This window comes from Marinobacter flavimaris (assembly GCF_045057155.1).
In the GTDB taxonomy this organism is placed as follows: Bacteria; Pseudomonadota; Gammaproteobacteria; order Pseudomonadales; family Oleiphilaceae; genus Marinobacter; species Marinobacter manganoxydans.
Window position 1 is genome coordinate 1252021 of record NZ_CP171359.1, and the last position, 15844, is coordinate 1267864.

The following is a 15844-nucleotide window of genomic DNA, read 5'->3' on the forward strand; positions in this document are numbered from 1 at the left end:
TGCTCCAAGAGTGGTGAGGGGCCAAGTACGGTATCCATATTAACGCTTTATGAGTTATTTTGCTTCCCAGCCCATACGCAAATCCAAGAATAACCGTGGTACGCCCTTGAACGACTATCTCGACAAAATCCTGCGTGGCCAACCGATTAATTATGAAGCCTTCCTGAAAAAGCTTCCGGAGCAGTTTCGCCGGCGCCATCGGGACATGTTTGCCACAGAAAAGGTCCAGTCCAACCGATGGCTGGTCACGGTCCGGGATGAAACCGCTTTCGCGGAGCTGCAGAACGTCGCGGAGGCTCCCTTAAACAGAGTAGACGCCGCTAGAAAAGGTGACTCTCATCGCCATGGTACTGAGGTAAGTTTTCTTCTGGTTTACCATGGGGTATTGGCATCCAGCCGTCCGGATGTGGTTGTTATCAAGAGCGATTCTGTTGACATCGGTTTTCAGCGCGCCGGCTCCGTGCTGGTAATAGAAAACGAGCGTAACTTCTACCAATATCAGCAGATGCTGAAGTTTACCGGTGAGGCTCTTGGCTGGGCCTTGCATCTGGCGGACTGCGATGTGGTATTGGGCAGTGGTAACCGGGTGACCCGGCGCGCGATTCTCGACTGGTTGCAGGGCTATGAAGAAGTATTCTGCGCATTCGATTATGATGCGGGTGGTCTGCAAATGTTCTCGACGATCGCAGCCTCGCTCGGTGACAAAGCCACCTTTGTTCAGCCGCCCGACTGGCAGCCATGGCTGGGCCGGTTCCGCAAACTACCGGACACCACCGAACGATTCACAAGGGCGATTTCGTTGGCAGAGGGGCTTGGTTTTGTACCCCTGGCAGAGGCGTTTCGAGCTACCGGCAAATTTATGGAACAGGAGATGATTCTGGATGAGTGACTCCCAGGGGAGCCCAGGCAATTTCAATTTTGGTATTCGCCGTCTGGTGTTGGTGGATTCCGCCGGCTTCTGTTACGTGGAAATTCCGGTGGATAACCACGGCCTGATCCTGGGCCCGGGCAATCTGGGCAAGTCCAGTCTGCTGAATTCCCTGCGTCTGTTTCTGCTGCCGGAAAACAACTTCAAGAACAGTCGCAAGAAATTCGCGTTCCGCAATGCCAGTGCCGGCAGCTTCTACTCTAACGAGGAAAGCTACCAGCATTATTTCCCCAGTCAGTTCAGCTTCCTGATCATGGAAGCGGAGAACCCGGCGGGGGTGCATTGCCAGATTTTGTACCGGGACAGCGCCAGCCAGCTCAGTTATGCCCGCGCTTTCGTGCCGGTTGGTTACGACCAGCTACGGCCGCTGTTCTGGAATGGCGATGGTGAGGACGGAATCGGCCAGGCGGTGCCGGAGCTGTCGTTCAGCCGTTTGTCCGAGGCGCTGAAAAAGTTCTCCAAAGATACCCGACTGGTCAATGAACCGGCCAAGCTTAAACAGATGTTGTACAGCAGCGAGCTAATGAACGCCGATGCCGTACGCTATTCGGTGCTGCCCCTGGGTGAGTCCGACGAGCGCCGGGTGCAGTCGCTGCGCACGCTGATCCTGTTGCTGTTTGAAATGAAGGCAGACGATCAGGCCATGTCCAACGCGGTGGCCAGCATTATCGAGGCGGACAAGAAGTTTGCCGACGATGCCTTCGATTTCAATATCGATGAGTTTCTCAACCGGCACGATCAACTGAAGCAACAGCAAATCCAGCTTAATCAGATTGAAAAAGAGCGTTCACGGTTCGAGAAGCTGCAAAGGGATTATCAGGCCTACCAAACCCTGCTTCGCAGCCAGCACGATTTTGCGGCTTTCCGGGATGGCGTCACCCATGCCTTGCAGGATATTGGCGCCAGGCGTAAAGCCGCAGTAGAGGCGTTCAATGAACAGAACGAGACCCTGCGCCATGTGCTCCAGGCTCTGAAAAAACTGGAGCAGGACGCCAGTGGCCTGAAGGGCGAGATCCGTTCGGCCGATCGGCGTATCAAGCAGGCCGAGCAGAATCAGAAAGATGGCGATCTGTTGGTTTCCCAATACGGCGAGATGACGCTTCAGGAAATCGAGGAGATCCAGAAAGAGGAACTCGATAGCAAGAAAGGGCACCTGGCCGCCCTGAAAAGTGCCGCCCAGGCCGAGATCCGTCTGGAACAGATCCAGAAAAAGAAGCAGGAGCTTGAGCGCAAGCTGGAATCCCTGAAGGAACGGGAAAGCAAGCAACATTGGCAGCTTCAGAACCAGCTGGACGAGGCCACTGCCGCGCCGCTGCGGGCGGTGGACCCCCGGTTGGTGATGGCGAGCCCCGGCCAGGACCTGGACGCCGACAGTAAGGCGGCCATCGAGGCATTCGCCCGGCTGTTTGTACCCACCGATAAAGGCTTTGACTGGTTCGATACCGAATATCAGGCCCAGCCAGCGCGGCAGACCGACTTTGCAGAGCAGCGCCGGCATATTGAAGGTGAGCTTCATGGGCTGGAGAAGGAGCGGGCCGAGCTGGCGGACACTGCCAACCAGGAACACGATCGGCCACGGTTGATCGAGCGCACCGAGAAAGAAATCCGTGCCATTGAGAAAGATCTGGAAACGCTGCAGCGTTTCCCGGCCGCCGCGACCACTCTTCGGGACGCCACCGACGAAAAGCAGGCAGCAGAGGAACAGCTGGCCAAACTGGAAGAGCAGGCCCGGCTGGAGCAGGAAAAGCAGGATGCGGTGCAGCAGAAGGCGGCCAAAGCCAGGGCTGAAAAAGAGCGGATCGAGGAGCGGGAACGGGAACTGGCGGGCCTCAGCCGGAGTGTTGGCACGGTAGAGCACCGGTTCCCGCATCTGAAAGCGGTGGAAGCGGAACAGCCTTTGGACATTGAGCAGGTGTCTGTGGCGGCGTTTGATGACCTTCAAACCCAGCTGGACGACCTGGAGGAGCGCCGTCGCAGTATCCTCGACCACCTTCGTCAGTTCGTGTATCTGGGCATCCACGACGACACCGAAGGCGAATTGCAGAAAGACAGCCCCGCGTCATCGGCTATCCGGGAAACGTTCAAAGGTCTCTCAGATCTGTTTGCCGGCATGGCAGAGCGCTGGAATGTGCTTGAGCAGCAGGTGGGCATCCACAATGAAACCGTGGCCAGCTACCGGCAGGCCCTGAAATCCAACCACGAGCACATTGCCCGTTTCGAGGCGCAACTGAACCGTGAGCTCGAAGGGGTGCGCATCAACGATCTGGTGGAAATCCGCGTGGATATTCATACCGATCCGAAATTCCGCAATCTGGTGGAAGAAGCGAACAACATCGACCCCTATGGCAACCAGCTGCAGTCGGACGCGTTTTATGACCGTTTGCGGGTGTTCGTGGCGGACTTTTTCGGGGAGGGCGGCAGCAAGCGCCTGACCATGGACAAGGTGATCACCGGCATTTCCTACAGAACCCGGAAGGAAAACGCCACAAGCCTCGACAAGAAGGGCCAGTCCACCTCCACCACGGCCCTGATCAATCTGGAACTGGTGTACCGGCTGCTGAAACGGGTGTTGTACCCGGGCGTTCAATTGTCGTTCCCCATGGTGCTGGATGAGCTGGCCAGCGTGGACATCAGCCAGATGCCCTCGCTGCTGGAGCGGTTACGCAAGCAGGGCTTCAACCTGTTCTCTGCCGCCACTCATAGCGCCAGCGCGGAAGTGATTTACCTGATCGGCCGACACCTGGAAGTAGGGCAGATGCGCACCGCGAAGCCTTACAGCCCGCAACGTACCCTGGTGTTCTGGGGTGGAGCGGAGGGCTTTACCAACGGCGAGGCCATGAGCCACTGGGCTGATCAGACCCAGGCTAGCCTGATGGAGCAGGTGGATGAGTAAACGGTTCAGCACCCTGGAGACCACCCGGCTGCTGTTCGAGCACCCGAAGATCCTGTTCCGGATGATCGAACGGATGGACCGGAACGAAGCCCGGTATATCCGTGAGAGCGATCTGGTGGCCGAGGTGATGGACTATACCCGCACCCTTGGCAACGCCGATCGGGATCGGGTGCGTTTTGCGCTGAATACCGACAATCTGTTCCGCAGCGGCCTGGTGATCGACATCATCAAGGCCGAAGGTGAGCGGCGCCTGGTGTTTCAGGATGCCCTGATCAACCTGATGCGTGCCTGCAACGCGTCGCTGTACCAGGAACTGACGGATGCTCGGCTTCGCGGCCATCTTGTAACCCTTCGGGACGTGCGCAATCGGCTCGAGACCAGCTCTTTCAGCGACGCCGATCCGGACTACACCGAACTGAGGGATGATCTGAACGAGCGGGTGAGCCAGCTCATCGGTTTGCTGCGCCAGAATGTCCTGCGCATGCAGACCATCAGTGCGCAGCTTGCGGATCTCTCCGGCGACGCCAGCCGGGCGCCCCAGAAATTCCTTGAGTTCCGCCAGAACCTGTTTGAGCAGATCGTTACCCTGTACGAGCGCCACATCAAGCCGACCCTGGTGTTTTTGAACCCGGATACGCGGCTGCCGGATGGCAGCAACCTGTTCGAAACCCTGGAAGCGATGGTGCGGTTGCTGGAAAATCACGGCGATCACAGCCTGGCAGATCAGTTGTTCCGTTCCTCCATTAGTTTGAACGCCCTGTACAAACCCATTCAGGCGGTGGCCCAGGAGGTGGAGCACTTCCTGCGCAAGACGCGCCAGGGCATGGTCCAGTACAACGCCATGGAGCATTTCTACGGCAAGCTGCAGGAACTCAAGGGGGAAACCGAGACCCTCAGCCTGAAACGAAAATGGCTGGAAGGTGGAGACTTTGCCCGCAGCACCGGTTTTCTGATCGGCCTTCGGGCCCAGCAACGACCGAAACACTACGCCTTCGGTGAATCGTCCAGCTACTACCAGCTGTTGTTCAGCGAACTGGAGCTGCGCCTGAACGACCTCCGACGCAAGGCTGAAGTGCCGGTTCTGCAGCAAGTGGATGGCAGTGGTCGCCATACCCGGATTGATGTCCAGCGCATCAACCAGCTGTATCAATGGCTGGAAACCCTGGAGCTGCGGCCAACAACCGATCTGGTACGTGAGCTTCACGGGCGCCTGGACGGGTTTATCCCCGGCTATCGCTTCCCGGACCTGCTGGCGGCGTTGAACCGGCTGGTAAACTCGCCCCCCGAGGGCTTGCAGGTGGTGACTACCAATCGCTTCCGAATCCTCGATCAGTCATCCGACAGTGAACAGTTTGTCTACCGAAAGCGTCGCCTGGAGCAACAGAATGTCTGAATTTGAAGAAATCCTCCCGGCCCACAGCGCCGCAATCTACCGGGAATTCCAGGCCGGCCGGGTGATTGTGCGTGATGTGTGGGACGGCAACCGCTCCGAGTTGCGTGCCAATCCGCTCTACAACCTGCTTTATAACCATCTGTCCCATTTCCGGACCTTCTATGAGCACCTGGGCAGTGAGCTGGTGTTCAACGAAACCGGCGCGTTTTTCTTTCTCAAGGAAAGCAGCGAAGAGGAGAACGAAGAGCACGATGAGAACGCCTTCCGGGTGCAGGTAATCCTGCTGCTGATCGGGCGTTATTTCGCACGCAGCGGTCGGGATCTTGAATACCTTGGCCGGCCCGATGCCGGGTTGAATGAGCAAGACCTCTCTTCCCTGGCTAGCGATGAGGAATATCAGGAAATTCTGCGTGCAGCCCGTTTTGAAAAGGGCGTGCCGGAAGCGCTGGATTACCTGGAAAAACGCCATCTGCTGTTTCGCGCGGGTGCGGGGCGCTGTTTCCTGAGTTCGGCGGGGCTGTATTTTCTGCAGGAGCTGGTTCGGGAGTTTGAACAAGGGTAGTGTTTTCCTGATCAGAAGCTGGTCAGGAATTCTTCAACTTTGTTTGCCGGCATGGGCTTGGCATAGAGAAAACCCTGAGCGAGATCACAACCCAGTTCGGTGACCAATTGGGCCTGTTCATCCGTCTCAACACCTTCGACCAGCACGCTTAGGCCCAGGCTGTGGCCAACGGTAACCATTGCCTCCATGATGGCCATGTCGGCGCTATCCTGCATCGCATGTTGCAGAAAGCTCCTGTCGATTTTGATTCCACAAACCGGGAGTTTTCTGAGATAGACGAGAGAGGAGTGCCCGGTACCGAAGTCATCGATCGAAATGTGCACGCCTGCCTGTTTCAGTTTTTCTAACTGTTTGGTTTGGTTTTCATCGCTGCCGAAAACCTCGTTTTCAGTCAGCTCCACCCCAAGCTGGTGAGGCTGAAGATTGTAACGTTCCACCGTTTCGAGAATATGGCTCGCAAGGTGTGGATTGGTGAGCTGTCGTCCCGATAGGTTGATATCAACCCGCAGGTTTTTCAGAGGGGTTTCCTGCCATGCGTCGAGTTGCTTGCAGGCTGCTTCGATAACCCATTCGCCAATCCGGTTGATGAGACCGGACTTCTCAGCCACTGGAATGAAAGTAGCTGGCGACACTGCTCGGGATTGACCGTGAAAACAGCGGAGAAGTGCCTCGCAGGAGTCGCTTTTTCGATCAGCCAGGCTGATCTGGGGCTGGAAAAACAATTCCAGCCCATCGTTATTCAAGGCGTCTCTGAGCAGGTTGGTGATTTCTTGATAATGGACCAGCCTGTCGTTGATGTCGGGGGTATAGAAACACACGCCGTTCTTGCCGGTTTCTTTGGCCTGGTACATGGCCGCGTCTGCATTGCCCATCAGCTCGGCCACGGTGGTGCCATTATGCGGGAAAAGACTCACGCCGAAGCTGGCGGTAACCTGGTAACAATCGCCCTCCAGATGCACTCTGTGTTCCAGAGCGTCTATCAACCGACAAACAAGTTCGTGAATACCTTCAGGGCCTTCGAAATCGAAGATCAGCAAGACAAACTCGTCCCCGCCAAAGCGGCTCAACAGGTCTCCGCCTCGAAGTTCGGCCCTCAAAGTTTCGGCCACCGCTATCAGGAGGCTGTCACCATGATGATGGCCACGGGTATCGTTGATGATTTTGAAATTGTCCAGATCGATAAAAACAACCGCTACTTCCTGATGCAGGCGATCTGCTTCATCCAGTCGGCTCGACAACTCGGCTTCCATGAAATGCCGGTTGGGTAATCCGGTCAGGTCGTCAAAACTCGCGCGCCGGTAAAGCTCGTCTCTGGCTTGTTTCTGCTCCTCCAGGCTGATGTCGATGCAGAACATCTCACATTCGCCGCTGTCCTGTTTGATCATTACATGGCTGGAGTAGACGGGGACCAGGTGCCCTTCTTTGTGCTTCAATTCGAGTTCGTCGGAGGGAATGCTGATGTTTTTCTCAAGCCAATTGCGGTGCGCTTCGATCACACCGGTGCGCATGTGATCGGGAATGATCAGGTCTTCCAATAGCTCTCCCAGCGCTTCATCCCGGGAATAGCCATAAATGCGCGCGCTTGCTTCGTTCCAATAAATTACCCGGCGGTGTCTGTCGTATCCCTGAACAGCCACCATGGGCAGACTCTCGATCAGCTCGTAAAACCTGTTTTCACTGTCCTCGGTAGCCGATCGACTTCCTTGTCCAATATCCATTGCGGGTCAGCATCCTCATGATTAGCGATAAACGTTTCGCGAAGCGATGATGCAATAGAATGAGAATAGTTCGGGATCCCAGGGTTATCTAGTTGGTTTACTGATTGGTAGGGCGGTGCTGTCTCTAGAGCGGCGTTGCAGTCTGCTCTGCGGTTTCCTGCTCCTGCTCCAGCTCTTGCTCCAGCCTGGCGATACAGCGATCGAATGCCCGGCTGATCCTGGTCTGGTCCTTGATCATGGCCAGCCGTGGCCATGTGGCCTGTTCACCGAGATTGATATACATCTCGAGATCTTCAGGGGTCGGGTTGGAGAGGACCTTTCGGTAAAGGGACGCCTTGGGCGGGAAATGGATGTTGATGTCCCCGAGGTATTGCTGACTGGTCATGGCGTAGGCCTGCTCGATGAGTGGCCGTGGCTTCTGCTGGGTGCGGGTGGGGGAGACGGAGATATTCAGTGTTCGGCCACTGTGCTCATAGGCTTCCTTGAAACTGACGCTGCCCAGGTTGTGCTGAATATGCTCCTGCAGTTGGCGCGGATCCATGGCATGGCCGGCCTTCAGGCCTTCCGTGACGCCAAGCCAGCGGAAGGCGTTGAGGTGGATGCGCTCGGGTCGGTTAAAAAAGTCAGCTAATTCGTTCTCGTCGCGGGTGCAGATGGCACCGGCCACGATCGCTCCCATGCTGGAGCCGGCCATAACGTCCGGAAGAAGGTCCTGGCGCCAGAGCGCCCGGGTAACACCGATGTGGTAAATGCCGAAGGCCGCGCCACCGCTGAGCATCAGGGCCGGCCGGCCATAGACCCGCTCGGCGTCCCGAAACATTTTCAGTTTTCGGGCAGTTGTCACTTCCGGAATAGGGTGGTCGCAAATGAATTCCATGGACGTTTCTACGGCATCCAGGAATTCACCCACCAACCGATTGGTGCCGCTGCGCGCCACGGTGTAAAGATCGGGATAGGATAATTCGCCCAGGTGACGGTAGAGGCTCTCCTGAAGGATCCGGATCAGTCGCCGCGTGTCGCCATTCTGCCGGCAATGGTCCATGAGGCCCATGTGCTTGCGCATCAGGCTTTCATGCAGCATCCCGGTCTCTTCCTGCTCGCGCCAGTCCAGCAGCCCGTCCATGTCATCGAGCGCGGTAGCGGCCTCGCACCAGTGCTCGTAGTCGTGGGCCTGTTCCAGTTGCTGCTGGAGCTGTTTTCGGGTCTTCAAGGCGTGTTTCATGCTTTTTACCTTAACCCATACGGCCCAAGCTGTGCAGAGGCTGGTTTCCTGGCTCCGGGTTATTTGCTATGTTTAGGCCCGTGGGTTGGGTTTTATTACCAATCAGACATGTCTGCGGGAGAGACTGAATCCCTTGCGATCAGCGCCGAAGGAGCAACTGCCCCGGAAACTCTCAGGCAAAAGGACCGCTGGCATGAATACTTTCCGAAGAGCTGTCGACAATCGCGTCAGTCGGCACACCGAAGGAGCAAACGACCGTTTTCGTTAAAACGGCTCGTGAATCTCTCAGGTCCCGTGACGGAAGGGGTGCTTTCTGCCATTTCGAGCAGGGAGGAAACCCTTGGCGCTCACGGAGATTGGAATGAAGCGAATCGCAGTAATTGGCGGTGGTATCACTGGTATTACCACGGCCTACACCCTTGCCAAGCGCGGGCTTGACGTTACGGTTTACGAGAAGCATCGCTATGCGGCGATGGAAACCTCCTTCGCCAACGGTGGACAGCTCTCTGCTTCCAACGCAGAGGTCTGGAACAACTGGCAGACCGTGATGAAGGGCATAAAGTGGATGTCCCGCCGGGATGCGCCACTGCTGGTCAATCCCAAGCCGTCCTGGCACAAGCTGAGCTGGTTCGCCGAGTTCATTGCCGCTATTCCCCAGTACGAGAAAAACACCACGGAAACCGCTCGCCTGGCTATTGCCGCCCGCGATCACCTGTTTGCCTGGGCGCAGGAAGAAGGCATCGATTTCGATCTGAAGAAGCAGGGTATCCTGCACATCTACCGGGACAAGGCCGGGTTTGACCACGCTGAAAAGGTATCGCGCCTGCTGGCGGCTGGTGGCCTTGAGCGCCGTTCGGTGACCCCGGAGGAAATGAAATCCATCGAGCCGACCCTGGCCGGCAACTATTACGGCGGGTTTTTCACAGAGAGTGACTCCACCGGTGATATTCACAAGTTCACCAATGGACTGGCGGATGCCATCAAGCGGCTGGGCGTTAAAACCTGTTATGGCCACACGGTGACCGAGCTGAGCGCCGATGAGCGTAATGCCTGGGTGACCGCCCACGATGGCACCGAACAGTCCCGGGACACATTTGACGGCGTGGTGATCTGTGCCGGCGTCGGCAGCCGCGGGCTCGCGAAAAAGCTGGGTGACCGGGTGAATATCTATCCGGTTAAGGGGTACTCAATTACCGTGGAGCTGGACGACGAAGCCTCGCAAAAGGCGGCACCAACCGTCAGCTTGCTGGACGATGCTACCAAGATCGTCACCAGTCGCCTGGGCGATGGTCGTTTCCGGGTTGCCGGTACCGCCGAGTTCAGCGGTTACAACCGCGATATCAAGGACGACCGCATCCGCCCGCTCACCCGTTGGGTTGAGCAGTGCTTCCCAGGTGTCTGTACTCGCAAGGTAGTGCCCTGGGCAGGCTTGCGGCCAATGCTGCCGAACATGATGCCAAGGGTTGGGCCAGGTCGCCTGCCGACCGTGTTCTACAACACCGGTCACGGTCACCTGGGCTGGACGCTCTCTGCGATTACCGCTGAGTTGGTCGCTGAGAGCGTTACCGGGGATAGCCGGTAATCTCGCGGATTTTCCGGTACAGGGGTTGAAGCTGAGGGTACATCTTCAGATAAACCTCGGAATACAGCCGCTGGTAAAGAGCCCGGGTTTCTTCGTTGGGATGAAAAACGTCGCCAACCCGGGTCATCTTCGCCACGGCGGTGTCGAAATCCGGATGCAGCCCTAGCCCGACAGCGGCATCAATGGCGGCGCCGAGCCCGGAGGTCTCATAGGTGTGAGGCCTCTCGGCCGGCAGCCCGAGCACATCGGCGGTGAGTTGCATCGCCGCATCGCTCTGTGAGCCACCGCCGGCCACTCGCAATTTCCTGATCTTCACGCCGCTTCGCTTCTCGATTTTTTCCTTTCCTTCCCTGAGCGCGTAGGCCAGACCTTCGAGGATGGCGCGATAAATGTGGGAACGGGTGTGAACGTCCCCGAACCCGATGATCGAGCCTTTCGCTTCCGGCCCCGGCTGGCGCACGCCGGGTGACCAGTAGGGCTGAAGCATCAGGCCCATGGATCCTGGTGGCACTGCCTTGACCAGTTCATCGAACAGCGCTTCCGGCTCGATACCTCGTTCCTCGGCCAGTTTCTGTTCTCTCAGCCCGAACTCCCGCTTGAACCAGCTCACCATCCAGAAACCCCGGTAGATCATGACCTCCGTCGAGTAATGGCCGGGCAACGCAGACGGATAGGGCGGCATCAGCCGGATCGGTTCGACGTAACGCTGGCTGGTGGTGTTGATGGTGGCAGTGGTGCCATAGCTCATACAGCCGATATCGGGTGTCAGCCCGCCGGAGCCGAGAATTTCGCAGGCCTTGTCGGAAGCTGCGGCGATTACTGGGAGGCTTTTTGCCAGGCCCAGGTGCTTGCAGGCTTCGTCGGTCAAATGGCCCAGTGTTTCGCCGGGTGCAACCAGCTCAGGCAGCATGGAAGGCTCGACTGGCATCGTCTGCCATTTGAAATCCCGCCGGCCGGCCCAGCGATGCTTTTTATAGTCGAATGGCAGGTATCCCACCTGGCTGCCGGTCGAGTCCCGGAATTCTCCAGTGAGTCGGTAGTTGAGATAGCCGGACAGCAACAGGAAATGCCGGGTTTTGGCCCAGATCTCGGGTTCATTCTGAGCGATCCAGTTGGCCTGGGTTTTTTCCCGGAACCGGTTGATAGTGTCTGCCAGACGGGCAACTTTGAACAGCCATCCCCAGGGCCCTCTGACGGGGCCTTCGACCTTTGCGTGGCGCTGGTCGAGCCAGATGATTGCCGGGCGTAGAGGCTGTCCATTTTCATCCAGATTTATGACGGTGCCGCGCTGGGTGGTCACGGTAACGCCGGCAACCTGATCCGGTGTCGCGTCTGTGGAGTTCCAGAGCAATTGGCAGGCTTCCCCGAGCTGCTCCCAGAAGTAGTCCGGGTGCTGCTCGGCCCAGCCGGGCTCTCTCGAAAAATAGGGCTCGATTTCCTGCTTGCCTTTGCCCACCAGATTGCCACTGGTATCGAAGAGCAGCGCCCGAACGCTCTGGGTGCCATTGTCGATGGCCAGGATGAGCGGCTCAGCTGGCATCGGAGGCCTCCTGCGGTGGCAGCGAATAGGCGTTGTGATAGATCGACAGATAGCGGGCCTGTTCCTCCTCCCAACGCTGGTCAGCCCAACCAAGCAGCGGCTGGCAGTGGTTACGAATCTGCGGGAGAAGGGCTTCGCCGGCATTCGGTAGTACCATGCCTAACCGCGTTCGTCGCAGAAGCAGGTCATCCAGATGCTGCACATCTTCTCTCCGGCACGCCCAGCAAAGCTCCGCCCAGAGCAGGTTGGAAGCCCGATTTGGAGTGACAGGCTCCAGTGGGCCCGAAGCAAGCAGTTGATCAAGCTCGGGGCCATAGAACCCCTGCAGTCGCTGCCAGCACTGGTGGCTAATGGTGGCTGGCCTTGAGGGGTGATCTGTGCCCTGAAACACCGGTTTGGATGCGGGCCGCAGAACCTTGCTGGCGTCTTCTCCAAGCCCCGGGACGAGTGCCTCGCGGGCGATGACCCGGAAGGTGGTGAGCTTGCCGCCGGCAATGCTGACCAGCCCCCGATTCACCCGAAGTGCGTGTTCCCGGTTTTCCTTGGACGGCGCCTTACCCGTACCATCGGTTACCACCGGCCTTACACCGGCCCAGGTTGAAAGGATGTCGCTTCGGGTAATGGGGCTGCCCGGAAACAATCGTGAGGCGATTTCAAGCAGGTAGGCGGTCTCGGATTCAGAAATCACCGGCTCCTGATCCAGGTTTCCCTCATGGTCGATATCGGTGGTGCCGAGAACTGTAGTGCCCAGCCATGGGAAGGCAAACACCGGGCGGCCATCTTCCGGATGAAACAGGGAAACCGAACAGGACACCGGCAGACTGGACCAGGGCAGCACCAGGTGGCTGCCACGCAGGGGCCGGATGTGCATGGTGTCTTCAGAGGTCTCGCTGGACTGCAGCCGATCTGCCCAGGCACCGGTGGCGTTGATGACCAGGGGCGCGAAGACCTCAATGGGCGTATCGTTTTCCTCTGCTTGAATCAGCAAGCCGGATACATCGCCGTTGCTGCGCTTTATTTCACCGGCTCTTGTGTAATTCAGGCACATGGCTCCGTCCCGCCGGGCTTCGGCAATCAGGCGCAGGACCAGGCGCGAGTCGTCGGTGACTGCATCGGTAAAACCGCTGGCGCCGGCGAGTTTTTCGCCCGTCAGGCCCGGCACCCAGAGCATGGATTCGGCCGGGGTCAGAAAGTGGCGGCTTCGGTTGCGGGCAATAAAGTCGTAAACCCGAAGCAGTGTCTGGAACAGGCGCGGTCCGGGGAACTGGCCTTTAAAGTGCGGCATGATGAAGCGCAGGGGCTCAATTAACCCCGGTGCTTCCGCCATTAACCGTTCCCGCTCGCGCACGGCGTCCCGGGTAAGACCGTAATGCCCGCTGCCCAGGTACCGAAGGCCACCATGCACCATCTTTGAGGACCGGCTGGAGGTACCCCAGGAAAAGTCCTTCTGTTCCACCAGAAGCGTGCGCAGCCCGCTGCCTGCTGCTTCCCGGGCCACGCCAGCGCCGGTAATTCCGCCGCCGACCACCACCACATCAAATTTGTTGGTCCCTGAGCGCAGCGCATTGAGAATGTCAGTCCGGTTCATATTGGGGCTCCCTTTGGGCGTTGCGCTCATTTGACCAGTGTTTCCGGGTTCAGGATCGCGTCCGGGTCAAAGGTGCTGCACAGGGAGCGTATCGCCAACATGCCCAGTTCGCCTTTTTCCACCGGCAGGTAAGGGGCGTGATCCTTACCGACACCGTGTTGATGGCTGATGGTGCCGCGGTTGTTCACGATCAGTTCGGAGGTGCTGGTTTTGAGCGTTTGCCAGCGCGCGAGTGTTTCCTCGTAGCTGTCGCCCACCCGGAACACATAGGTGGTGTAAATGCTGCAGCCCTGGCTATAGAAATGGGAGAGGTGGGTGAACACATGGGTGTTCTCGTTCTGGTCTTTCAGCCCGTCACGCAGGCTGGTCTCGATCAGACCCAGCAGATTGTCGACGTTGTCCCAGTCAGTGGCCGTTTCCAGAGTGTCGACCGCATAGCCCATCTGCCAGAGGGCCTCTCTCAGATAGGGCATGGTAAAACGCTTGGCCGCCCATTTGTCGCCGAGCCGCGTGCCGGTATAGACGCCATTTTGGGCCTTGCAGATGCTTCGGGCCTCTTTCAGGGCGTTTCGGGTCTGCAGTCGGGAGCCGGTGATCCCGAAGGTCATCATGCATTTGCCCTCACCAGCGCCCCTCAGCGAAAGGAAACGCTCGAGCATGCCGATAAGCCGGGGGTGGCCGGCCAGCGCGAGCTGGGTCTCGGTCTCTAAGGCATTGCTGAGCCTGAGCATGGATAACTGGGTTCGGTTCTGCACCAGCAGGCGGCTGGCCGTGCGGGCGCTCTCCCAATCCGGAAAAAAGACCACATGAAAGCTCTCGTGTTCGGGCAGCGGAGTAACCCGCACCTTCACCTCGGTAATCAGCCCGATACGGCCTTCCGAACCCAGAATCATTTCCCGGATATCCGGACCGGCGCTGGAGGCCGGTATGGTGGGCAGGTTAAGGGTGCCTTTCAGGGTTTCGACCCGGCCCCCGGCAAAGAGTTGTTCAATGCGGCCATAGCGCAGGGATTGCTGGCCACTGGATCGGGATGCCACCCAGCCGCCGACGGTGGAAAGCTCGAAAGACTGAGGGAAATGCCCCAGTGTGTAGCCATGGGCCCGGAGTTGGGACTCAACGAGTGGCCCGGGTGTTCCCGCACCAAACGTCGCGATCTGGCTGTCCGTGTCCAGGTCGATCAGGCGATTCATCCGGCTCATGTCCACAGTCAGTACTGGCTGGCCTTTATCCACCGGATTTATGTGCCCGGCCACACTGGTGCCGCCACCGTAGGGAATCAGGTGAATGTGTTGCTCCGCGGCCCAGGAGAGCAGGGTTTGAACCTCTTCGCTCGTGGTGGGGTAGGCCACGCCATCCGGGAACACACCAAACTCGCCGCTGCGCATGGCCAGCCAGTCCGCAAGACTCTGGCCGCGGGCATGCCGCACTCGTGCTTCCGGGCCTGTATCGATCAGTGATTCCAGCTCTGCCGGCCGGGTAAGGCGGGTTTCTGGCACTTTGGCGCAAACAGAATCCAGGGTCGCGTCCGCCAGAGGCCGGCCACTACCGATGCGTGATGCCAGAAAGTCCTGGCCCTGTTCCGGCATTGCCAGATTGAATCCCTCGTCGCCCCAGCCGTTCCAGCGTCGCATGTGCTTTATTCTCCAGATTAAAAACGAATGTGGCGCATTCTATAGGCTCTGCTTCGTTCGCCGCTGTCGCTTGGCGCCATGGTTCCTGTCATTTGCCGCCAGTGGCTGGCTTTTGCAACCCTCTCAGGGTCGGAGCGATTCCGTCAGCCGGCTGTTGAGGTCCTGCCACCGTGAGAGTTTGCCCGCTTCGCCGATCCGGGTGCGCGCTCCGCCGGACTGGTTCAGCCAAAGGCCTTCGCCGTTGAAGCTGTAAACGGGTTCAAGATCAGTGCGTTGAGAGGCAGGTTTAATGTCATTTATGAGATTGTCCAGAATCAACGGATCGGCGTCTGGCTCCGGGTACCACGCCAGCACCATGTGGGCCTGGTTCAGTTCCAGCGCTTTGACATACACGATCCGGAGCTGATCATCGGGCACGCCCATGGACTTGAGGGTCAGGTATTTGGCAATTGAGAAATCCTCACAGTCACCACCGTTGGTGGTCAGCAGTTCTACCGGGGTTGCCCAGTAGTCTTCCTCGCCCCAGTGGCGGATATCGCTGACAAACGTGACTCGATTGAAGAAGGAGTTCACAAGCCGGAGCTGCCGGTCGATGGGGGCGTTTGCGGCAAGAGCATGCAGGCGCTGCCAGTTTTCCAGACGCTGGTGGGCTTCGGTTCCGAATTCTTCCTGAACATAGTTCATCAGACGGGAGCCCAGCTCGAAGGCACTCACAAGAGAGACCACGAGCAATAACGCAGGCAGAAGAGTGGAACGGCGGCGAATCTGAAGGGCGGCCGTTTCCATA

Annotated in this window: 11 protein-coding genes and 1 riboswitch; of the genes, 5 read left to right on the forward strand and 6 right to left on the reverse strand. The window is 58.2% G+C overall.

The features are described from left to right. Nucleotides 1-106 precede the first annotated feature (106 nt). From ACGK9W_RS05805 to ACGK9W_RS05820, 4 genes are read left to right on the forward strand one after another with little or no spacing between them, the layout of a single operon-like run. Nucleotides 107-889, forward strand: coding sequence for a hypothetical protein (locus ACGK9W_RS05805; protein WP_104271080.1), 783 nt, complete (start codon nucleotides 107-109; stop codon nucleotides 887-889). Beyond that, a complete protein-coding gene (locus ACGK9W_RS05810; RefSeq protein WP_405419636.1) occupies nucleotides 882-3821 on the forward strand; it encodes a hypothetical protein in 2940 nt (979 codons plus the stop codon). Before ACGK9W_RS05805 ends, ACGK9W_RS05810 begins: the two co-directional genes overlap by 8 nt. Beyond that, the gene (locus tag ACGK9W_RS05815) at nucleotides 3814-5214 is read left to right on the forward strand and encodes a hypothetical protein (RefSeq protein ID WP_405419639.1); all 1401 of its coding nucleotides are present in this window, start codon (nucleotides 3814-3816) and stop codon (nucleotides 5212-5214) included. Before ACGK9W_RS05810 ends, ACGK9W_RS05815 begins: the two co-directional genes overlap by 8 nt. Next, nucleotides 5207-5776, forward strand: coding sequence for a condensin complex protein MksE (locus ACGK9W_RS05820; RefSeq protein ID WP_092032662.1), 570 nt, complete (start codon nucleotides 5207-5209; stop codon nucleotides 5774-5776). Before ACGK9W_RS05815 ends, ACGK9W_RS05820 begins: the two co-directional genes overlap by 8 nt. Before the next feature lie 11 nt (nucleotides 5777-5787). On the opposite strand, the gene ACGK9W_RS05825 is transcribed toward ACGK9W_RS05820, so the two are convergent. After that, on the reverse strand, nucleotides 5788-7494 hold the full coding sequence (locus tag ACGK9W_RS05825; RefSeq protein WP_092032665.1) for a bifunctional diguanylate cyclase/phosphodiesterase: 1707 nt from the start codon (nucleotides 7492-7494) through the stop codon (nucleotides 5788-5790). Between the two features lie 124 nt (nucleotides 7495-7618). After that, nucleotides 7619-8716, reverse strand: a complete 1098-nt coding sequence (locus ACGK9W_RS05830; RefSeq protein WP_405419644.1) for a DUF3336 domain-containing protein — start codon at nucleotides 8714-8716, stop codon at nucleotides 7619-7621. A 105-nt stretch (nucleotides 8717-8821) separates the two neighbouring features. After that, a riboswitch (glycine riboswitch) is annotated at nucleotides 8822-8914 on the forward strand. 163 nt (nucleotides 8915-9077) lie between these two features. Between ACGK9W_RS05830 and ACGK9W_RS05835 the strand changes: the two genes are divergently transcribed. Further along, entirely contained in the window at nucleotides 9078-10298 is a 1221-nt protein-coding gene (locus ACGK9W_RS05835; protein ID WP_008171203.1) for a D-amino acid dehydrogenase, read from the forward strand. Here the strand turns inward: ACGK9W_RS05835 and ACGK9W_RS05840 are convergent. From ACGK9W_RS05840 to ACGK9W_RS05855, 4 genes are all read right to left on the reverse strand, one after another. Continuing rightward, on the reverse strand, nucleotides 10279-11838 hold the full coding sequence (locus tag ACGK9W_RS05840; RefSeq protein WP_405419647.1) for an FGGY-family carbohydrate kinase: 1560 nt from the start codon (nucleotides 11836-11838) through the stop codon (nucleotides 10279-10281). The two genes, ACGK9W_RS05835 and ACGK9W_RS05840, sit on opposite strands and share 20 nt — an antisense overlap. Next, nucleotides 11828-13426: a glycerol-3-phosphate dehydrogenase/oxidase gene (locus tag ACGK9W_RS05845; protein WP_405419650.1), complete on the reverse strand. Its 1599-nt coding sequence runs from the start codon at nucleotides 13424-13426 to the stop codon at nucleotides 11828-11830. Before ACGK9W_RS05845 ends, ACGK9W_RS05840 begins: the two co-directional genes overlap by 11 nt. A 26-nt stretch (nucleotides 13427-13452) precedes the next feature. Then, nucleotides 13453-15057: an FAD-binding oxidoreductase gene (locus ACGK9W_RS05850; protein WP_273045255.1), complete on the reverse strand. Its 1605-nt coding sequence runs from the start codon at nucleotides 15055-15057 to the stop codon at nucleotides 13453-13455. A gap of 123 nt (nucleotides 15058-15180) precedes the next feature. Continuing rightward, complete coding sequence (locus tag ACGK9W_RS05855; RefSeq protein WP_008171198.1) at nucleotides 15181-15843, reverse strand: transglutaminase-like cysteine peptidase; 663 nt, start codon at nucleotides 15841-15843, stop codon at nucleotides 15181-15183. Between the last annotated feature and the right edge of the window lies 1 nt (nucleotide 15844).